The organism is Oxobacter pfennigii, from assembly GCF_001317355.1.
GTDB classification, from domain to species: domain Bacteria; phylum Bacillota; class Clostridia; order Clostridiales; family Oxobacteraceae; genus Oxobacter; species Oxobacter pfennigii.
In genome coordinates, this window is record NZ_LKET01000043.1 from 40,694 (window position 1) to 60,416 (window position 19,723).

The 19,723-nt window shown below is 37.7% G+C and carries 20 protein-coding genes, 1 pseudogene and 1 other annotated feature; of the genes and pseudogenes, 18 read left to right on the forward strand and 3 right to left on the reverse strand.

What is annotated here, in order from left to right:
- Positions 1 to 3: 3 nt before the first annotated feature.
- The 9 genes from OXPF_RS16470 to OXPF_RS16510 all read left to right on the forward strand — a co-directional run bounded on the left by OXPF_RS16470 (position 4) and on the right by OXPF_RS16510 (position 9,276).
- On the forward strand, positions 4 to 585 hold the full coding sequence (locus tag OXPF_RS16470; RefSeq protein WP_054876327.1) for a sigma-70 family RNA polymerase sigma factor: 582 nt from the start codon (positions 4 to 6) through the stop codon (positions 583 to 585).
- Positions 567 to 1,016: an anti-sigma factor family protein gene (locus tag OXPF_RS16475; protein WP_054876328.1), complete on the forward strand. Its 450-nt coding sequence runs from the start codon at positions 567 to 569 to the stop codon at positions 1,014 to 1,016. Before OXPF_RS16470 ends, OXPF_RS16475 begins: the two co-directional genes overlap by 19 nt.
- Before the next feature lies 1 nt (position 1,017).
- Complete coding sequence (locus OXPF_RS16480; RefSeq protein WP_054876329.1) at positions 1,018 to 1,725, forward strand: B-box zinc finger protein; 708 nt, start codon at positions 1,018 to 1,020, stop codon at positions 1,723 to 1,725.
- A 56-nt stretch (positions 1,726 to 1,781) separates the two neighbouring features.
- Positions 1,782 to 2,049: a binding site (T-box leader), on the forward strand.
- Positions 2,050 to 2,158: 109 nt separating this feature from the next.
- Positions 2,159 to 4,108 carry a methionine--tRNA ligase gene (gene metG, locus OXPF_RS16485; RefSeq protein WP_054876330.1) on the forward strand — a complete coding sequence of 650 codons (1,950 nt, stop codon included), beginning with the start codon at positions 2,159 to 2,161 and terminating at the stop codon, positions 4,106 to 4,108.
- Complete coding sequence (locus OXPF_RS16490; RefSeq protein WP_054876331.1) at positions 4,105 to 4,872, forward strand: TatD family hydrolase; 768 nt, start codon at positions 4,105 to 4,107, stop codon at positions 4,870 to 4,872. The genes metG and OXPF_RS16490 overlap by 4 nt, the downstream gene beginning before the upstream one ends.
- Positions 4,873 to 5,212: 340 nt before the next feature.
- Entirely contained in the window at positions 5,213 to 6,247 is a 1,035-nt protein-coding gene (locus OXPF_RS16495; RefSeq protein ID WP_054876332.1) for a 3D domain-containing protein, read from the forward strand.
- A gap of 85 nt (positions 6,248 to 6,332) precedes the next feature.
- On the forward strand, positions 6,333 to 6,887 hold the full coding sequence (gene rnmV / locus OXPF_RS16500) for a ribonuclease M5 (RefSeq protein WP_054876333.1): 555 nt from the start codon (positions 6,333 to 6,335) through the stop codon (positions 6,885 to 6,887).
- On the forward strand, positions 6,874 to 7,737 hold the full coding sequence (gene rsmA / locus OXPF_RS16505) for a 16S rRNA (adenine(1518)-N(6)/adenine(1519)-N(6))-dimethyltransferase RsmA (protein ID WP_242854437.1): 864 nt from the start codon (positions 6,874 to 6,876) through the stop codon (positions 7,735 to 7,737). Before rnmV ends, rsmA begins: the two co-directional genes overlap by 14 nt.
- A gap of 78 nt (positions 7,738 to 7,815) precedes the next feature.
- Positions 7,816 to 9,276: a DUF7922 domain-containing protein gene (locus OXPF_RS16510; RefSeq protein WP_054876334.1), complete on the forward strand. Its 1,461-nt coding sequence runs from the start codon at positions 7,816 to 7,818 to the stop codon at positions 9,274 to 9,276.
- Between the two features lie 41 nt (positions 9,277 to 9,317).
- Here the strand turns inward: OXPF_RS16510 and OXPF_RS16515 are convergent, their stop codons facing one another.
- Positions 9,318 to 10,613 (reverse strand): PTS transporter subunit EIIC, encoded by a 1,296-nt coding sequence (locus OXPF_RS16515; RefSeq protein WP_054876335.1) that lies wholly within the window; start codon positions 10,611 to 10,613, stop codon positions 9,318 to 9,320.
- Positions 10,614 to 10,786: 173 nt separating this feature from the next.
- Between OXPF_RS16515 and OXPF_RS16520 the strand changes: the two genes are divergently transcribed.
- From OXPF_RS16520 to OXPF_RS16530, 3 genes are all read left to right on the forward strand, one after another.
- Positions 10,787 to 11,365, forward strand: coding sequence for a hypothetical protein (locus OXPF_RS16520; RefSeq protein ID WP_054876336.1), 579 nt, complete (start codon positions 10,787 to 10,789; stop codon positions 11,363 to 11,365).
- 8 nt (positions 11,366 to 11,373) lie between these two features.
- Positions 11,374 to 11,958, forward strand: coding sequence for a hypothetical protein (locus OXPF_RS16525; protein ID WP_054876337.1), 585 nt, complete (start codon positions 11,374 to 11,376; stop codon positions 11,956 to 11,958).
- A 187-nt stretch (positions 11,959 to 12,145) separates the two neighbouring features.
- A complete protein-coding gene (locus tag OXPF_RS16530; protein ID WP_054876338.1) occupies positions 12,146 to 12,358 on the forward strand; it encodes a hypothetical protein in 213 nt (70 codons plus the stop codon).
- 83 nt (positions 12,359 to 12,441) lie between these two features.
- On the opposite strand, the pseudogene OXPF_RS16535 reads toward OXPF_RS16530, so the two are convergent.
- Positions 12,442 to 13,381 (reverse strand): annotated as a pseudogene (locus tag OXPF_RS16535) (transposase); the annotation flags it as partial.
- A gap of 172 nt (positions 13,382 to 13,553) precedes the next feature.
- On the opposite strand from OXPF_RS16535, the gene OXPF_RS16540 reads away from it, so the two are divergent.
- From OXPF_RS16540 to OXPF_RS16560, 5 genes are all read left to right on the forward strand, one after another.
- The gene (locus tag OXPF_RS16540; protein WP_054876339.1) at positions 13,554 to 14,111 is read left to right on the forward strand and encodes an RNA polymerase sigma factor; all 558 of its coding nucleotides are present in this window, start codon (positions 13,554 to 13,556) and stop codon (positions 14,109 to 14,111) included.
- A complete protein-coding gene (locus OXPF_RS16545; protein ID WP_054876340.1) occupies positions 14,098 to 14,454 on the forward strand; it encodes a hypothetical protein in 357 nt (118 codons plus the stop codon). The genes OXPF_RS16540 and OXPF_RS16545 overlap by 14 nt, the downstream gene beginning before the upstream one ends.
- On the forward strand, positions 14,435 to 16,681 hold the full coding sequence (locus OXPF_RS16550) for a tetratricopeptide repeat protein (RefSeq protein WP_054876341.1): 2,247 nt from the start codon (positions 14,435 to 14,437) through the stop codon (positions 16,679 to 16,681). The genes OXPF_RS16545 and OXPF_RS16550 overlap by 20 nt, the downstream gene beginning before the upstream one ends.
- Positions 16,682 to 16,833: 152 nt before the next feature.
- Positions 16,834 to 17,370, forward strand: coding sequence for a GNAT family N-acetyltransferase (locus OXPF_RS16555; protein WP_054876342.1), 537 nt, complete (start codon positions 16,834 to 16,836; stop codon positions 17,368 to 17,370).
- A 36-nt stretch (positions 17,371 to 17,406) separates the two neighbouring features.
- The gene (locus OXPF_RS16560; RefSeq protein WP_054876343.1) at positions 17,407 to 18,213 is read left to right on the forward strand and encodes a hypothetical protein; all 807 of its coding nucleotides are present in this window, start codon (positions 17,407 to 17,409) and stop codon (positions 18,211 to 18,213) included.
- 116 nt (positions 18,214 to 18,329) lie between these two features.
- On the opposite strand, the gene OXPF_RS16565 is transcribed toward OXPF_RS16560, so the two are convergent.
- Positions 18,330 to 18,857, reverse strand: a complete 528-nt coding sequence (locus tag OXPF_RS16565) for a hypothetical protein (protein WP_054876344.1) — start codon at positions 18,855 to 18,857, stop codon at positions 18,330 to 18,332.
- 143 nt (positions 18,858 to 19,000) lie between these two features.
- Here OXPF_RS16565 and OXPF_RS16570 point away from each other — a divergent pair, with 143 nt between their 5' ends.
- Entirely contained in the window at positions 19,001 to 19,666 is a 666-nt protein-coding gene (locus tag OXPF_RS16570) for a stage II sporulation protein P (protein ID WP_054876345.1), read from the forward strand.
- Positions 19,667 to 19,723: the final 57 nt, after the last annotated feature.

The window sequence follows — 19,723 nt, forward strand, 5'->3', positions numbered from 1 at the left end:
GTATTGCAGGATGAAAGTATAATAAAAGCTGTGCTGAAGGGCCATACAGCAGGATATGCCATACTGGTTGACAGATATAAGAATATTATCTTTGACCTTTGCTATAAGTATACATATGACTACAGCGAAGCTCAGGATCTGTCCCAGGAGATTTTATTAAAGGCATATAAGAAACTGAGTACTTTTAAGAATTCATCAAAATTTTCCACATGGCTTTATAGGATAGGAGTAAATACATGTATAGATTGGGTAAGAAAAAATAAAAAGTACAGCGGCACGATTTCTATAGACCAAGACAGATATATAGAGCTTCTGCCGTCACAGAATCCGGTGCCCGAAGATATTGTAGTCGATAGTGAAAAAAGAGAATTACTGAGAAATGCAATACACAGCCTTCCTGAAAAATACAAAACGGTGATAATATTATATAATTATAAAAATTTAAGCTGCAAAGAGATATCCGACATATTGGGTGTTGCTGTGAATACTGTCGAAACCAGGCTTTATAGAGGGAAAAAGTTATTAAGAGATAAGCTTTTAAAACCGTGTAACGGAGGTGAGTATTTATGGAATGCAGTGAAGTAAGCATAAAGCTTGATGAGTTCATTAAAAACAGGCTTGATGAATCTGTTATGAATAGTATAAAACTCCATCTTTCAGAATGCCGTGAGTGTTCCGAGGAGCTTAGTGTGTTAAGAGAAATAAACGGAATACTTGCCATGGATGGACAGGTAAGTACGGACTTGGGGTTTACTGAAAGTGTAATGCAAAGTCTAGAAAAAGAGCGGGAAAAGAGAAGAAGATTTATATTTGAGAGCCTTCCGTCTGTTAATCTTGGAGCAAGCCTTATATTAACAGGGATTCTCATTATGCTTATGAACACAGGGGGTATGGTAACCCGGTGGGTTGACAGCAGTATTCAGTACAGCACCGATGCCATTGACAGGAATGTAAATACTACTTCTCAAAGCATAGATTTGCTGATAAACAATATTATTAATCCAGGAGGTAAATAAAATGAGATGTGCATTTCACAACGAAAAGGATGCGGAGTTTATATGTTCATCCTGCGGACAGCCCATATGCAGGGATTGTCTTATGATTGTAAATGGTAAAAACTACTGCAGGACATGCGGTCATAATCTATCCGCGCTCAATAATACCCATCAATATGGTCCTGTGCCTGACAAAAGAGGAGATGGAATAAGCGGATTTTTATTCTTCATATTCCTGTTTGCACCCGGGCTCAGGCATATGTATCTGGGCCTTATGAAAAGAGGAATTCATTTTCTTTTGACTTTCTTCGGAGCTATAGCTGTTGGGATGCTCCTCGGAAGCGGTATAGGAGAAGTTATCATACCGGTATGCTTTATAGTTTGGTTCTACAGTGCCTTCGACAGCTATCAGTGCAGGAAGCTCCTTGCGAGGGGTGAAAAGGTTGAAGACGCTCCCCTGTTTAAGGATTATGGCTATGAGGAGATTAAAAATTATTTTTCAGGAAGGAAGCAGCTTATTGGAATTGCAGCAATAGTGCTTGGGGGCTATCTTTTGTTAAAACAATTTGTCCGGTATGGATGGGCGTTCCCTTTGCCTAATGCAGTGATAAGAGCTATTGACTTCATACTTAGAAATTCTGTGCCGATATTTATGATACTCTTTGGAATATATCTTATTGCCAGGACAGGCAAAAAGGCCAAGGATTATATTGAAACACCCAATGAATAGTATATAAATATTGACAAAAAAATTAAGCTAATATATAATTTGTAATAGTTTTATAAGTAAAGATGTTGACGGGAAGAGTAAGCAGTGAAGAAATCTTAAAGAGAGCCGGATCAGGTGAAAGCCGGTGTTTTCAAAGCTGTTGAACATGGCCCCTGAATCGCACAGTCGAAAAAAGTATGGATATTTAATAGTATCAATAGCCTTTATTTAAACTGTGCCGGAAGCAGCCGTTAAAATTGCAGGGTGATTATTGTCACTTGTTGAGTCCCATATCGTGAGATATGGGAGAATTAGGGTGGTAACGCGTTTAAACTCGCCCCTTCTTGTAAGGGTGCGGGTTTTTTTATTTTGTATTCAAGCCCTGTTACGGACTTATGTGAGTTTATATCGTAAAATTAGGGGTATATTAAAAAATAGATAGGAGGAAAATTTCATGACACAAAAAAAGACCTATTATATTACGACACCTATATATTATCCCAGTGACAAGCTTCATATAGGTAATACCTATACAACCGTTGCTGCTGATGCTGCAGCCAGGTTTAAAAGGTTATCGGGATACGACGTAATGTTTTTGACGGGTACAGATGAGCATGGCCAGAAAATCCAGAGGATAGCCGAAGGCAAGGGCACTACTCCCAAGGAATATGTTGATAAAATCGTAGCCGGAATTAAAGAGTTGTGGAAAGTTATGGATATATCCTATGACAAATTCATACGTACGACAGACGGCTATCATGAACAGTCAGTTCAGAAGATATTTAAGAAGCTCTTTGATCAGGGGGATATATACAAAGGCCATTATGAAGGTCTTTATTGCACACCCTGTGAAGCCTTCTGGACAGAGACCCAGGTTTACGACGGCAAGTGTCCCGATTGCGGAAGGCCGGTGGAATTGACCCGGGAGGAAGCTTACTTCTTTAAAATGTCAAAATATCAGGAGAAGCTTTTAGCGCATATAGAAGAAAATCCTGAGTTTATACAGCCGGAGTCCCGGAAAAATGAAATGATAAATAATTTCTTAAAACCGGGCCTGGAAGATTTATGCGTGTCCCGTACTTCCTTCAGCTGGGGAATTCCCGTCAGCTTCGATGAAAAGCATGTTGTATATGTATGGATAGATGCACTTTCAAACTATATCACGGCTTTGGGCTACGGTCAGGAAGAGGATTCCCTTTATAAGAAATACTGGCCTTGTGATGTCCATCTTGTGGGCAAAGATATAATAAGATTCCATACAATAATATGGCCGATTATGCTCATGGCTTTAGGAGTACCTCTTCCAAAGCAGGTATTCGGTCATGGATGGCTTTTAGTCGATGGCGGTAAAATGTCAAAATCAAAGGGCAATGTAGTAGACCCGGTGGTTTTGGTGGAGCATTTTGGCGTGGACCCTGTAAGGTATTATCTTTTAAGGGAAATACCTTTTGGCTCTGACGGTTTATTCAATAATGAGATATTTATGAAAAGAATAAACTCAGACCTGGCTAACGACCTTGGAAACCTGGTATCCAGGACAGTGACCATGGTAGAAAAGTATTTTGACGGCAAAATCCCTGCTCCTGATAAAAAAGATATCTTCGATGAAGAACTCATAGCTTTAGCTGAAGCAGTACCTTCAAAGGTGGAAAAATTAATGGATGGGCTTAAAATAAGCGATTCATTAGAAGAGATATGGAAGCTTATCGGCCGCGCCAATAAATATATAGATGAGACAGCGCCTTGGGTGCTGGCGAAGGACGATGAAAACAAGGGAAGGCTTAAGACGGTAATTTATAACCTGTGTGAAACCATAAGGATAGTATCCGTGCTCATATCCTCATACCTTCCGTCAACATCTCCTAAAATAAACCTACAGCTGGGGATAGACGGAGAGCTTATACAATGGGAGAGCATTAAAAAATTCGGTAAATTAAAGGCTGGAACGAAGGTTCAAAAAGGCGGAGTCATATTCCCAAGGGTAGATATTGAAAAGAAGCTTGCGGAGTTTGAAAAAATAAGAGAAGAACAGATAAATGCCGCAAATGCTTCAATAGTTTCTCCTATGGCGCCAATAAAGGAGCAAATTACAATCGACGATTTTGCAAAAATAGATTTAAGGGCTGCAAAAGTTATAGCCTGCGAAAAAATAAAGGGTTCTGATAAACTCTTAAAGCTTCAGCTGGAAATGGGGGGAGAAGTAAGGCAGGTTGTATCCGGAATTTCAAAATATGTAACCTGTGAGGAAATGGTGGGCAAAACCGTAGTAATTGTTGCCAACCTGAAACCGGCAAAACTTAAAGGCGAGGATTCCCTCGGCATGATACTGGCTGCTGAAAGGGACGATAAGCTGTCGCTGGTTACTTTATCAGGAGAATTCCCAACAGGAGCTTTGATAAAATGATATTTGATTCCCATGCCCATTATGACGACGAGGCCTTTGATGCCGACAGAGACCAGGTTCTAAAAGAGGTAAAGGAAAGCAAGGTTTCATATATAGTAAATGCCGGTTCCAGTATTGAATCATCAAAGAGAGGCATAGAGCTGTCCGGTAAGTACGATTTTATATATGCAGCAGTAGGTATTCACCCCCACGATGCTAAAAATTTTGATAAAAAATCAATTGAAGTTTTAAAGGACCTGGCCGCCTTTCCCAAAGTAGTTGCAATTGGAGAAATAGGGCTGGATTATTATTATGATTTTTCATACAAGGAAGACCAGATAAAAGCCTTTGAGGAGCAAATAAAGCTAGGATTAGAATTAAATCTGCCCATTATTGTTCATGACAGGGATGCCCATAGTGATACCTTTGAAATAATCAAAAAATATATAAAGGATGGGTTAAAGGGGATTATCCATTGTTATTCGGGCAGCGCTGAAATGGCGGTGCAATATACAAAACTGGGCTTTTATATTGGTTTAGGCGGAGTCATTACATTTAAAAATGCCGTAAAATCCCTTGAAGTCTTAAAAAATATACCACAGGATAAAATATTAATTGAAACCGATTGCCCTTATTTGACACCCGTACCCCATAGAGGAAAAAGAAATGATTCTCGATATCTTAAATATGTGGTGGATAAGGCAGCGGAAGTGCTTGCTATGGACAGAGAAGAGTTTATAAAATTAACCTGTGAAAACGGAAAAAGAATATTTAATATGAAGTAGAACCAGAAATTTAAAGCTTATGTTAAAAATTACCAAATTTTTCAACATAAGCTTTACTATTTTAGGAATTCTGTTATAATAGTTAGTGTTCCAGCTTTATCCTTGTCTTCATAAATACTCCAACAAATAAATAGCTGATCTCTTGTTAAACAAGCCTGTATAACACCCAACATAAATGGATATAATTACCAATACAAAAGACGATATGATAACTTATGCCGCTATTTGCGCCATTTCTTGTGGTCGAGAATTGGACATGTTTAAATAGTAAGGCAAAAGACAGGAGTCCCTTATTAACTAACTGATTTTTGTTCCTGTCTTGAACAAAGGAGGTTTTATCATGAACAAGAGTTTTAAAGATAAGATGATCAGCTTTTTTTCAAATAACCCTGCCATAACCTTGACCTGTATGCTGCTGCTAGTCGTATCTTTGGTTATTGCCGGCGCTTCACAAAAAGAAGTGTTTATAATAGAGGGCAATAAAAGCACGGCTGCAGTAACATTCAAGAGTACCGTAGGAGAACTTTTAGATCAGAATCAAATCCAATTAGATTTGAAGGATAAAGTGTTTCCTGGAATTGATTCCATGATAAAGGATGGAGACAGAGTCATAATAAAACGGGCAGTGCCTATCACGGTAATTACAGACGGGGAGGAAATTCAGTTTATAACTGCTGAAGAAAACGTGGAGGATATGCTCTTTGCGGAAGGCATAGCATTAGATGAGAAAGATAAGGTATATCCCGAAATGGATACAGCCATTTCAAAGGGCATGGAAGTAAAAGTGGTAAGAGTTACGGAGAAGGAAATAACCGAAAAAGAGATAATTGCATACACTAAAGAAATACAACCTAAGCCGGACTGGGAAGCAGGCGAGGAAAAGGAATTAAGACAGGGTGAAAACGGCGAGAAGGAAAAGACCATAAAAATCACCTATGAGGACGGAGTTGAAAAGAGCCGGGAAGTTATTGACGAGAAAATAATAAAACCGGCCGTAAGCCTTTTGATAGCAGCAGGTACTCTGGATACTAAGGTTTTATCCAGAGGAGATACTATCAGATTTGAAAAGATGATGGTTATGAAGGCTACATCTTATACTGATGATATTGCTAACACCGGAAAAATAGGTGGTAACACTGCTACCGGTACAAAACCCAGAAGGATTTCCGGGGGAGGAAAATGGAGTACCGTCGCAGTGGACCCCAAAGTAATTCCTTTAGGAACCGAGCTTTATATTGAAGGATATGGTTATGCCATCGCAGAAGATACAGGCGGAGCGGTAAAAGGAAATATTATAGACCTGTTCTTCACGCAGAATACGGAAGAGTATCTTGCATGGAGTACCCATAAAACTAAGGTTTATATTCTTAAGTAGTAGTTATAAAATAATAATGGTATAATAAATAGAGCAGGGATTAACCCTGCTCTATTTATTACATCAGTTAAGTGTGAGGATATTTATGATAAAAGAAATCATTGTCGTAGAAGGCAGAGATGATTATATAGCAGTAAAAAGGGCGGTAGATGCAGAAATAATTGTTACAGGCGGATGGTCCTTAAGAAAAAGTGTAAGGGAAAGTATCAAGACAGCCGGTGAGCGAAGGGGAGTAATAATATTTACAGACCCCGACTATGCAGGAGAAATGATAAGAAAAAGAGTTCAAAGCCTGGTCAAAGGGTGCAAGCATGCCTTCCTCCCCGTGGATTTAGCCACTAAAAACGGAGATATAGGTATTGAAAACGCTGAACCTCAGGATATACTGGATGCATTGAATAAGGCCAGGGCTGAGAGCACAGAGAAAAGACAGGAGTTTACGGTTAACGACCTAATTGAGAACGGCCTTTTAGGAACTTTGGAATCTGGACTAAAAAGAGATAAAATAGGGAGAATACTGGGTATTGGCCATGCAAACGGCAAGCAGTTTTTATCCAGGCTTAATAATTATGGTATAACAAGGGAAGAATTCATAGAGGCGATAAAACGAGTTAATAAACAGGGGTATGAAAATGAATGATTTGATAAAGAGCATAAGGACAAGGTCTATAATCGAAAAATACGGATTTAGGTTTAACAAAAGCTTGGGGCAGAATTTCCTTATAGATGATTTAGTACTGAAGACTATAATTGAAGCGGCTGAAATAACAAAAGATGACAGCGTACTTGAAATAGGACCAGGTATCGGAACCCTGACATTAGAACTCTCGGGAAATGCGGGAAAAGTAATGGCAATCGAGGTGGATAAAAATCTGATACCTATTTTATCAGATGTCCTTAAAGACGCAGGTAACGTAAAACTGTATGAAGGGGATGCCTTAAAAGTAAATATAAAGGAAGCAGCAGGAGATTTCTTAAATTTTCCAATAACCATATGTGCCAATCTTCCCTATTACATAACAACACCCCTTATAACCAAGTTTTTTAAGGAAAGTATAGATGTTAAAAACATAGTTGTCATGGTTCAAAAAGAAGTTGCCGAAAGGATGGCAGCACAACCCGGAGGAAAGGACTATGGGGCATTATCCCTTTTAGTTCAATATTATTCAAAGCCCCGGATTGTTGCTAAGGTGCCGCCCCATTGTTTTATGCCAAGGCCCAAGGTGGATTCGGTTGTTATAAAGCTTGAAATAAATAAACGGCCCCCTGTTGAAGTCGAAGACCTGGAACTTTTTTTTTCCATAATAAGGGATTCATTCAACCAAAGGAGAAAAACCCTTTCAAATTCTTTGAAATCTTTGAAGCTTTCAAAGGAGGAATTGAATACCGCCTTTGAAAAAAGCGGCATAGACCCAATAAGAAGGGGCGAAACATTGTCAATTGAGGAATTCGCCCGAGTTTCCAATGAAGTGTATAATTTAAGAAAATAAAGATAGTTTTTTTGTCACTTTACCCGTTTTCCTTCATATATTATATTGAATTAATATTTTTTTGAGGGAGGGTACGAATTGGCTGCCAAAAAAAGCTACAATAGATTTTTTATAATCTTTCAGGAAGAGGACAAGGGATACGGAATAGGGCCGGGCAGAATGCCTACCGGATATGTAAAAGTCGAGACTAAAAATGATAAAGGCAAGGTAACAGCTTATGTTCAGAATCTAAAGCCCTTTGAAAACGGTGAATGTTTGTACAAGTGCTATCTAATAAGTCACAAGGATGGGAAGGATAGCGTCGCCTATTTGGGTATAATGAACATAGATGAGTTCGGAAGAGGAGAATCCTCGTGGGAATCGGGAGCTGATAATGCTTTTGACACCAAGCTATCAATAGATAAATTCAATGCTGCTGCCATCATTGTCGACAGAGAGGACGCAGACTCGGTAGTAGCTCCTCTTGCAGGATATATGAGCAAGGAGAAATTTGAGTGGAGGAGTGCCATTCCTAATCCTAAAGCAAAGGCAGTACAGCCTGCGGTACAAACTGACGAAGATAAACCAGAGGATGAGTCCGTTGAAAGTATTATGTTCTCAAAATATGAAAAGGAAATCAGCGGCATTATAGAAGGCGAGGCAGAGGTCTTAAGTGAAAGCCTGGAAGTAAAAGAAGAAGAGGCCCCTGTAGAAAATGTAAGTGCCAATGAACCGGAAGAAAAAAGGGAATACGTTAATATAATAGACCAGGCCGAAGAAAGTGCTGCAAATTATACAAGAGATAAACACAAACATAATAAAAAAGATGATAAGAAGAAAAAGAAGAATTTATATGGACATATGCAGGATATGAATTTAAGCCCTTACAGCGCACTTATGGGTTATCCTAATTGCATGGGTCAGCAGCAGCTTCCGATGGGCATGAGTATGGGAATGCCGGCCTCTATGCACATGGGATGCCCCTTTATGACAGGAAATCAAAATATGATGGGCATGGGCTTAATGGGTATGGATTATCAGAATTTCATGGGTTATCCTAACATGATGGGAATGGAAACAATGGATGATTTGGACAATGACGCAGAAGAAGGAAGGGACATGATTAAAGATGCTTTAGAAGATATTCTGGAGGATTATGAAGAGATAAAAATGGATAAGGATTTTCCATCCTGCAGATTATGGAAAGTAGATATGGATAAATATCAGAGGGATGGACGCAAGATGTTTGTTTTCCCCTGTTATGACCTTATATTTTATCCATTCCTTAATAATGCCAATATAAATATTCAAAACAGCATGAAAAAATATGGACACTATCTCTTTGGAATTCAATACCAGGATAAAGGCGATCGTCAGGCCGGCAGAGCTTTAAGAAGATTGGTATTTGGCATACCCGGAACTAATAATCCCTTTGAACAGCCTTTCCCGGGTATGGGTGATTTTGTGTCATGGATACCTTCCTCAAAAGGCAGCAAGGATATGGGCTATTGGGTAATGATGTACGATCCGATTACAGGAATAATAGGTCAAAACGATTAGTTGAGGCCAAGCAAGATATTATAGAAAGGAAGACCCAAATTTTAAAGGGGCCTTCCTTTGTTATTGTTAATTAAGGTTAAACTATGAAGCTTATCAATTATAATTTTAACTCTTGAGATCAAGGGGATGGATAGGGACGTCTTCTCACTTTTTGTTCCGCAGCTTATGATCAGCCATTCCTCATGAAGTTTGTAAAAGGGATAGTAAAGACATAAGCCTAAGGCTATGTTTAACAATTGGAGCAGGATTATAAATATGACATTCACTATTGTTAAGTTTCCTGAAAGTATAGCGGTGCCTGATATTGCATGTACTTCAATGGAAATGAGACCGGAAGATACCGAAGCTTCATTCATGAATGTACTTAAGATGGAATGAGCGATAAAAGGCAGAGCATATACCGGGTTTAATATTATAGGTACTGCCAGCAAAACAGGGTAGGGTATATTGAAAATCCCCGGAATGATGCACAAAGTTCCTAGCTGTTTTAAATGCTTTGACGGTGACAATAAAAATAAAATTATCAAAGGCAAGAGGGTACTTGCTCCTCCTAAGTTGGAAAAAATACTGTATGAAGGTGTGCCTAATACTTCGCCGTTCATACCTATAATGTACATAAGAGATGTTTGTAGAGAACCTAAAATTGCTTTTGCAAAAGAAGAGCCTAAAAGTCCTTTGTAATTTATGAATGCCGGCGACAAAAAGGCAGTAAGATAGTTAAGGAGTATATTATAGCCCCAGCCTATGAGCCACATAAAGGGGACTACAATCATGATGGGGAATATATTTTTAAAGCCGTAGGAAAGTGCGGGAGAGACTCCTTTTTTAATTGTAAAACCCATATTTTTAGACTTAATAAGTGCCAGCAGATTTATACATGCAGCGGAAATAATGAAGCCTGATAAAAGACTGCTGGGCCCTGTTATTTTGCTCAATTCTAAAAGCGTGAGTGCCGTATCATTATATCCGGGAATTAATATTGCAAGATAAGAAATAGCCGTTATCAATGCAGATAATAAGGGATCAAGATTTTTGTTTTTTGCAAGGCAGTAGGAAAGCATAAAGGATGCCGTAATGCCTGCCATTCCGTAAGTAAGGTAATAAGGTATCATTAATTGCTCCCTTATTCCGTAGGCTGCCGAGGTCCATAATTTTAAAAGGCCAGTGTTTGTCCACTCCGGAGGGTTGGCGGCGATATAAAATATACTGCCTATAAGTGTCATGGGAAAGCACAGAGAAACCAAAATGTCCTTTACATTAGATACATATAAATTTTTTTCATGCTTGTCCAAGATTTCTATAAGCTTAGTTTTGAGTAAGGTTAATTTTTCTTTCATAACTCATCCTCCACATAATTTAAAAAATAGTTTTATTTTCTGTTAATCCATATATAAAATTATTGACGGCATTTATAATTTTTAATCCTTCAAGCTCATTCAAATATATTAATATTCCTGTATAATAAGAATATATATTAACAGTAGCTAAATTAAAAAGGATGGTGCTGCTGTTGGTAGTTATAGATATGAGAAGTTCAAAACGCAGGGCTTTAATTGTAGTCTGCCTTATATTAATAATTGTCGTTATATTTTTAGCCAGAAAAAATATTGAAACATATAATGCAATAACCTTAAAGGATATAAATTATAAGGCGTACACAGGATTGAACGGAATGCTTTCCTATAAGCTTCCTGCGGATTGGAGCGCTCAAGAACAAAATTTAAACAGTACTGAAATCGTATATCATATGGATTTTGAAACAAAGGATAAAAAGATACATGGCTATGTTGAGATATTAAACTTTAATAAACCCCTGATAAATTTTTTAAATGAAAGCAAGAAGAATTTACTGGAAATAATTTCCTTTAAACAGTATACCATAGAACCTATAAAAATTGACGGGGCAGACGGATATATTTTAATGTATTCAAAAAGAAGTAATAATAAATACATAAAAGCATTTGAAGTTTTCAGACAGGATAAGGATAATATTTTCCACAGATTTGCTTTTTATATGGACGAACAGGAGTGGGAAAATGAATTGCGGCCTGTGCTTTTGGAAATTGCGGCTTCAGCTGTTTTAAAATAGGTGATTTTATGAATAAACTAATGGGATTTTATGAACTAAAAGCACTTTCATTACCAACGGTTAAATGGAGTGAATTCACTCCGGAAACAAACTTAAATGACAGCATCCTCTGGACCATAAGGACGGCACTGTATAAAGGCAATGACTATAATCTCCCGAGACTTGTAGGAGTCACTGCCAAAGAGGCATATAATGAAGGTGTTAAAATATACCAAAGGATAAAGGATAATGGCCTTTGTATATGCTACCCGTATTTTATAGCTGATGTGAGCGGCACCGTGAGGATAGAACAACAAAGGACCATAATCGAAGCTGTTATGGGAGATCTTTGGAACCTGGTAACTGACGGTAAAAGAGATATTACGGTAATTGTTGACAATAATGAGAGAGAAGTGTCGGGAGATGAGGCATTTCTCGCTAAGGAAGAAGATGAAATATTAAATTACGCTAAATTATTGCGCGGGAAATATCGAAGAGATTTAGCCGAGGGAAGGGAAATTTATTTGGAGTGGAGCTATGCCTATGACTGCTCTGTAAATAAAGAGCCAAAAGGTCAAAGATATATAATTTTTTATGAAATGCGAATAGCGTAAGCCTGAACTATAAAGATATTGTTTTATCAGTCATTCCGGCTTATTTATAGCAAGTGTGAAAACGCCTCCTTCTTTAATCTTAATAGAAGGTGGTGTTTTAAATTTATGCCTGTTTTTTATGTGTCCGGCGGAGACGCCTCTGTTTATAAATATCATAGTTGAATTAACTCGATGAGCTAGGTTTAATATGACGGAAGGAACATTTGCGGTGTCTACGAGGCTGTTAACAAATGTTGGAAGGTATCTGGTTGCAAAGAAGAGTAAAGCCAGCCAGGGATGGCGAGCGCAGCCGTTAAAAGCAGGATGGTTTTCGGACGGAAAGCTCTTAGCAATCAGCTGCCAGATATGCAACCTTTTTATGTGCTATTATGTCTATATAGATAATTGCGAAACTAATTGATTTTATTGAACAGAGAATACCTGATAAAGAAAAAGAAGAGTTTTAAAAATCTAACAAGGTGCATTTTCTCAAATACACATTTGAAACTTTAAATCATGAAATAAGTCATGATAAATCTGAATGATATCGAAAGCGGCATAACCTATGAATACCCTAGGGTTAATGAGAGGATGTTTGGCGAAGAAATCCTTAAGAACGGGTATGAGAGCCTTTGAATCTGCAAGTATTTATCTTTATCAGGAGAATCGGATTTTTTCTCGACTATGATATCGACATGAGATTCAAGAAACTTCTTATTGTAGAAAGAAATATCCCTTACAATGCCAAGACCGTTGGTTATAATACCAAATTTAAAGGAATAGCAGAAATGCCCATTGATATACATCTGCTGAATGGCTGGATTGGAAGCAGAATGGGAGGGCATAGAGGCGTAGGTAGCTTTATAAGGGTCATAGGAATCGTCAATCTCATTAGCTTTTTTAAAGGATTTCAGCTGTTTTTTTAAAAGGATTTCAGTTGTTTGATAATACGGTTTATGTATTTAGGGTTATTCTCGGTAACAAAACCTTCAATACCAGAGGTATCAAATATGGTCATTTCAGCAAGTTTGGGATCAACCTGTTGGCATATCGGTTCGGTAATATCCACTAAGGATTCGAACATGAATTGTAAGTCCAAAAGGAAATCCTGCTTGAAGCGGGTGAACTTAGAAGCATTAGGAACTTTGGTAAACCCGCAGAAATCTCTTAATTCTTTAGAGTATTGAAGAAAAATGATTAACAGGGAATTTGTAGGTATGGAAAAAATACGTTGCAAAATCAGTGCCCAAAGCATGGCGTAAAGCTGAAATTTCCGTGGCCTACCAGTAGAAGCGTAAAAGTGGTTTTTGAAAGAAGCAGGAACCAACTCGTCAAGGTTGATGTTATTTTCAAGCAGGGAAAGGAACTGATATTTATCATTTTCAAATTTTTCTTTGCAATCAGAAAAAATATCTGCCAAAGAAAGCTGTTTATATGGTAACATATGTGTATAACTCCTTTCTGAGGTAGTGGTGAATTTGTTTTTCGACAATTCAATTTTACCATAAATCAGTGAGGAGTTGTTTTATTTTGTAACGAAAAAGTCATGCAATTATGCAGGTTCCAGCGTTTCGCAAACGCCTAATTATGTCTATAGTGTGAAAGGAGGGGATGATATGCCTGTAACCTACCTCAGGGACAGGGACATTGTAGAAGGTATAATTAATGGAGAAAATGCTGCCTTTGAAAGCCTTGTTGAAGTCTATGGAGACAGAACCCTAAGAGTATGTTATCTCATATTGAGGGATCTCCAGGCAGCAGAGGACGCAGTACAGGAGACCTTCATACAGGTATACAGAAATATCAGTAAATTTCATGGCAATTCATCCCTCTATACCTGGATATATAAAATAGCAGTAAATAAATGCCGCGACTTTTTAAGAAAGGATATGCAGTACCCATCTATAGACGGAACTGACATAAAATGTGAAGTTGATATTGAAAATGAAGTAATAGAAAAGCTGGACAGAGAAAAAATAAAGAGCTTGGTTTTTTCAATGCCCGCCATATATAGAGAAGTCATAACACTTTTTTATTTTGAGGATATGCCTATAAAGGATATTTGTTCCATACTCGATGAAGGCGAGGGAACCGTAAAAAGCAAGCTTCATAGAGCGAGAAATTTATTAAAGAAAACCCTTGCAGAGGAGGGAATCCAATATGGAAAAGGATAAGCTGGATCTGAAAATAAGAGAAAGCCTGATGGACGAAGCCGGTTCATTAAAGATGTCTTATGAATTGAAAAAAAGGATAATGGATGAAACAGTAAAAAAGAAAAGTATATATAAAAAATTCAGAGAATTGATGAATACAACTGTTGAAATTCCCATTCCCCCTGTTATGGCAGCTTTTCTTATAATATTTTTTATGACATTTTGGTCATTTACCGCAACCGACCGGATGAAAATGGATAAAACCATAAAAGGGTACACCAGCATAAAGGTTATAAACATGGGAGGGATTGAAGTGTACCAGGATATTGGCGGAGGTGAATCCTATGAAAAAGATAAGGATTAGGGTAAAGCACCTTCTAGCCATAATTGCCGGAATTCTTGTAACGGTGATTTTTATAGTCCCAAATGCTTTAATGACATTTGCTGAAACTATTGGCGACAGGGATATGGAAGCTTCAAAGGTTTTTTATAAAAGATATATAAACCTGTTTCCTTATGGCAGCCGGAAGGATGAAGCGCTGTACAACCTGGCAAGCAGCCTCATACCTTCAGAGAGTTTTGATTCGAGGTTCCGGTTTTACGCCGGAGGAATGAGCAGCGGCGGACCAGTCATAACCGATGATATGGTTCAAAATGCAGTGAATTATTACAACCAAATATTGAAGGAATATAAAAACAGCAAGTTTTACAGCCTGGCATATAATAACCTGCTGGATCTTTATATGATGAGCGGAAGATATAAAGAGGCCAAGGAGCTTATTTTGCAGGGCAGTAAATCTCAAAACAAAGAGCTTAGTATTATATCCTCCGAATACAGCATGATTTATAATATAATAGATAAAAAATATAATGAAGCAATAAATACAGGAATGGAGAGCATAGAAAGGGGAGAAAATGACCCGGATATTCATATGCTCCTCGGGAATGCATATCTTTATGACGGCAATACAGGGGAAGCACTGAAGTACTATAAAAAGGCGCAGGATTTAGCCAAATGGGAAAAAGATAATTCTCACACAGAATTATCAATGCTTTCCCATACAGGGTCTTATTTTGATAAGATTGATATTATCAATAAAATCAACGGCGGCTATAGCGGCAGCTCAAGTATAGAAGGAAAGGTGACGATAAACGGCAGCCCCGCACCCTATGTATATGTATATTTAAAGGATGAAAAAGACGGCAGGCTCAATGCCATGGGAGATGAAGGATCATGTATAAATGCCGTTACCGATTTTGAGGGAAGATATATTATACCCGGCCTTCCTGAAGGGAATTACACCCTTGGGATAGGAGTATCTGCCTTCAACATAGGAAATACAGTATTCCAAACGACTTCAGAGGGATATTTTCACCTTAAAGAAGGAGAAAACAAAAAAATCGATTTTTCTTTTGCAAAGCCCATGAATGTAATAAAACCAGAGGGCACCATATCACCCGCTGACGGAAAGGTAGAAATAGAGTGGGAAAGAGTAGGCGGTGCTGCGTATTATCATGTATACCTCATACAGTTTGAAGACCTCGAAAAAAGAGAAGGAAGCTACGCAGCCTTTTCACCGGGGGATAAAATAAAGGATACAAAGTATGTAATGGATATAAATAAAGTGAATATGGGAACATATGGGTTTATGATGGACGATGACGGCATATTAAACCCCCAGGCATATATTGGAAGCTTCTATCCCGGAAGCCTTGTTCCCTTCTATATCAATGCCTATGACAGCCGCGGAAAGCTTATAACAAGTTCTAAGACCATAAAACTCAATTTGAAGGACATGACGGCCATCAGCATTTCGGAAAACTCCCTTACGGAAAGCGACAGGCTGATACTTGAAAGAAAACCCGAAGAAGCCATAGAAAGCTATGAAATGGACCTTGAAAAAAACCCTGATGATACCCATGCGATGATGGTACTGTCTAAATTGTATTCTATAGGTACCAGAAGAAAATATATAAACGGCCAGGGAGAAATAACAGAGGGAAGGAATATAGACAGGGCGACAGAGCTTATTGACAGATTGTATGATATAACAGGTGATGTATACTATCTGAAAGCTTCTTTATCGGGGCATTTTACCGAAACTCCCGAAGATTATAAAAGGGCTGTTGAAGGATATGAAAAAATACCTTCTTATTATCTTGAAACCGATGACTATGGCAAGATGGCACAAATGTATCTTGCATTAAGGGATTATAAAAAGGCAGAAGAGTGTTTTGACAGGATATATGATGCATATAAGGATACGAATTATTTTGACTTAGCCCCTGTTGTACTCTCAATATACTTTGAGGACTATGATAAGAGCATTGAATTTTTGGATATGCTTGATCTCAGGTTATACAAAATAGATAACGGCTATATGAGACAGGGGATACTTGCTCTTAAATATGAAAATAAAGACAGCGAAGAGTATAAAAGGTTCAAGGAAGCCCTGGATATAATATTAAGCTCAAAGGCCGATAAAGAGTATAAAAATCATTACAAAGACATATATGAATATATGGACTCCCCGGTTTTAAAGGATCTTCTTCGGCAAATAGGCAGCTATTATTATATTTTTGAGGATTAAACTTTAAAATTATTTATAAAAATCCAGGTGGGCGGCTTTATGTCCGCCCTTTATATTATTTTCCATAATAATAAAAATAATATATTTTTATCATTTTAACTGTGAACTTCCATATACGGATAATATATAATATACATACGGGGGTGTTTGCATTGAATGTATACAAACTCAAGGATGGCACCGAATGTTTTATAAGAAGGGCTACTTTAAGGGACGCTGCTGAAATAGTGAGGTACTCAAATGTTGTAGGCGGAGAGTCGGATTTTTTAAGTTATGGCAATAATGAATTTTCATATACTATTGAACAGGAGAGACAGGTTATCAAAGACTATACTGAAGTAAAAAACCGCTTGTTTTTGGTTGCCGTTATTGATGGCAGCATATGCGGTACTTTGACATTCTGGGGAAATAACCGCAAACGCCTGGAACACTGGGGAGAATTCGGAGTAAGCGTGATCAAGAAATACTGGGGAAAAGGAATTGGGACCACCCTTTTGGATACTCTAATAAAATGGGCGGAAGCGGGGAAAATCATTAAAAAAGTAGATCTCATGGTGAGGGAGGATAATTATCCTGCCATAGCTCTCTATAAGAAAATGGGGTTCCAGATAGAGGGAAGAATAAGAAGGGCCATGATAATTGGCGGTAAATATTACGATTTTTTATATATGGGAAGACTTGTTGATTAAAAGTACAGGTTGGTTTTGAATAGTGAGGTGATACATATGAGGAAAATTTTCATTTTGTCTTTGATTGCGTTAACGGCATTTCTCTTATGCTCCTGCAGAGTTGAGCAATGGAAATCCGCCATTTTCAAAAAACCTACTGAAAGCGAGCTGATTTCAGCAAGCCGGATTGTATTTACCAATAATAAGGAAAAAGCATTGAAGTTTACCGTGGCAGATCCTAAAGTCATAAGTCAGATTGCATCAATATTAAGCAACAGAAAAGAAGTAAACCTGTATCCCGGCATTGAGGCAGATTATACCATTAACGTATATCTTGCCAATGGAGGAGAAAGAATTTACGAATACTGGATGGGGGCTTTGGAATATAAAAAGGAAGTAAATTTAAAAGGTGAGGGGGATGTGTATTACAATATTCCCGAAAGTCTGGACCTTTATATTTTAAACAGCACAAAGATGTATCTTAGGCCCAACAATTTTGTAAGCCTGTATACACAGGTTATTTCACAATGTATTTCCATGCTGGATAAAAACAGTGTCGGGGATACTACCGTGGGTGTGGATATAAAATCGGACAGGAGAATGAGAAGATTTACCATGTCCTATGAGGAAGAACCTCTTTTTGCAGGTATTGAGGCAGCCGGATATAAAATAGAAGCCTTTAAGGAAGAGAGTGAATACGACTATACTTTAAGCTTTGTCACCAACACCTATAACCCAAAAAAGGCCAGCATAACGGTAGAAGCTATAAAAAATCCCGATCAGATAAACAGGACATTTATCGCAGAAGCAATATTGGAGAATAATTCGACCTGGACTATACAAAAATTAGAGGAAACAAATTGATGAAAAAAAGATGCAAAAATCAATTGATGATTTTTGCATCCTTTTTTATTTGCTGGATAAACATAGGTTCCTAGGTACTGCTAGCAATCCTTGATTGCTATATGTAATAATGGGGCTTATTTGTTGCCGGACAGTGCTTTGGCAGAGGGATTTGTCCTGCCGTATTCAACTATGAAGTAATTCCCTCCTGCTTTTTCTGCAGTAAGGTAATATGAAAAAACTTCTGTTTTATTATTTTTATTTATAGCAGATACTTCCGAAAATATCATGTATTTGCCTGTGTCAAGAGGTTTAACTAAAGTCTCGATGTGATCTACATTGTAAGATGTTTTTGTGCCCAGGTAGTCCTCTGCGTTTCTTTCAATGTCATTGGTCAAAGCCTCATCACAGAAGCTCTGCATTTTATCCACATCGCCTTCAAAGGCTGCATTTAGAAAATTTTCTCCTATTTCAATGAGCGCCTCAACGCTTCCATAGTTTGCTGGAATGCTTGGGGAAGGCTGATTTTCCCTTTGTGAAACATCAATTGTATCGGAAGATGCAGCTTGAAGGTCGTCTTGCGTGGCCAGCGCATTTAGAGAATCAAGGCTGCACCCATATAAAAAAATGGATAAGACAAAAATAAAGCATAAATTTCTATTCACTAGTATCCCTCCTTAGCCTAGTATTATTGACAAACTACACTAAAATAAACGTGTAAGCAGAAAGTGGATAAATATTAAAATTTTATTATTCGTTCTATATAAATAAAAAAAAAATAAAATTGTAATAGGCAGGAGGTGGCTTAATGAAGCGGCACAGTATTTTATTTTACATATCCATAGCAGTTTTGATAGCGGCGGGAATGCTGTTTATAAAAAGCAACAGATATGAAAAAACCGTAAGAATAATAGAGGACTTAAAGGATAAAACAGTTGTTTTCTATAGCTCCAACTTCAAGAGGCTGTATTTGAATTCGCCCCAAAGCCAGGTTGGGGATATGGAGAAACTGTGTTTTGAAGGATATAATATAATAAATGACGGCGGAATGAGCTCTTTTTTATTGAGGATAGAGGACGGAAATGCCGACCCTTACACATTGTCATCATCAAAGCTTGACAAGGTTTTAAAAAAAGATGACCAGTATATTTTGCTGGACTTAAGCAGAGGGCAAACACGCCATGGAGAGAAATATATTGCAGGAGATAAAAATTGCAGTCCTATCGATATAATAATTTCTAAAAAATCCTTAAGCTTTGATCAAAGCCTTTTGTTCATTGGAAGGGTAAAGGCTGTTATTGAAAAGAAATATCCGACGCTGCCGGTAAGGATTACCACCGTAGATACCGAGGATTACAACCAAAGCTTAGGGTATATAGGAATTCTCATAGAACTGGGGGATTCAGCCAATTCCTATGATGAAGCAAAGGAAAGTATGAAAATTTTATGTGAGGCCATTAAAGAGGTAATATGAATCAAAGTTAAAAAATTAAGCATTCTAAAATAAAGTACTTTAAATAAGTACTTTATT

Bases quoted from the DNA above. Each gene is read 5' to 3' on its own strand.
- OXPF_RS16475 (WP_054876328.1), top strand. From the start codon at position 567: ATGGAATGCAGTGAAGTAAGCATAAAGCTTGATGAGTTCATTAAAAAC.
- OXPF_RS16480 (WP_054876329.1), top strand. From the start codon at position 1,018: ATGAGATGTGCATTTCACAACGAAAAGGATGCGGAGTTTATATGTTCA.
- metG (WP_054876330.1), top strand. From the start codon at position 2,159: ATGACACAAAAAAAGACCTATTATATTACGACACCTATATATTATCCC.
- OXPF_RS16490 (WP_054876331.1), top strand. From the start codon at position 4,105: ATGATATTTGATTCCCATGCCCATTATGACGACGAGGCCTTTGATGCC.
- OXPF_RS16495 (WP_054876332.1), top strand. From the start codon at position 5,213: ATGAACAAGAGTTTTAAAGATAAGATGATCAGCTTTTTTTCAAATAAC.
- rnmV (WP_054876333.1), top strand. From the start codon at position 6,333: ATGATAAAAGAAATCATTGTCGTAGAAGGCAGAGATGATTATATAGCA.
- rsmA (WP_242854437.1), top strand. From the start codon at position 6,874: ATGAAAATGAATGATTTGATAAAGAGCATAAGGACAAGGTCTATAATC.
- OXPF_RS16515 (WP_054876335.1), bottom strand. From the start codon at position 10,613: ATGAAAGAAAAATTAACCTTACTCAAAACTAAGCTTATAGAAATCTTG.
- OXPF_RS16525 (WP_054876337.1), top strand. From the start codon at position 11,374: ATGAATAAACTAATGGGATTTTATGAACTAAAAGCACTTTCATTACCA.
- OXPF_RS16530 (WP_054876338.1), top strand. From the start codon at position 12,146: ATGACGGAAGGAACATTTGCGGTGTCTACGAGGCTGTTAACAAATGTT.
- OXPF_RS16540 (WP_054876339.1), top strand. From the start codon at position 13,554: ATGCCTGTAACCTACCTCAGGGACAGGGACATTGTAGAAGGTATAATT.
- OXPF_RS16545 (WP_054876340.1), top strand. From the start codon at position 14,098: ATGGAAAAGGATAAGCTGGATCTGAAAATAAGAGAAAGCCTGATGGAC.
- OXPF_RS16550 (WP_054876341.1), top strand. From the start codon at position 14,435: ATGAAAAAGATAAGGATTAGGGTAAAGCACCTTCTAGCCATAATTGCC.
- OXPF_RS16560 (WP_054876343.1), top strand. From the start codon at position 17,407: ATGAGGAAAATTTTCATTTTGTCTTTGATTGCGTTAACGGCATTTCTC.
- OXPF_RS16570 (WP_054876345.1), top strand. From the start codon at position 19,001: ATGAAGCGGCACAGTATTTTATTTTACATATCCATAGCAGTTTTGATA.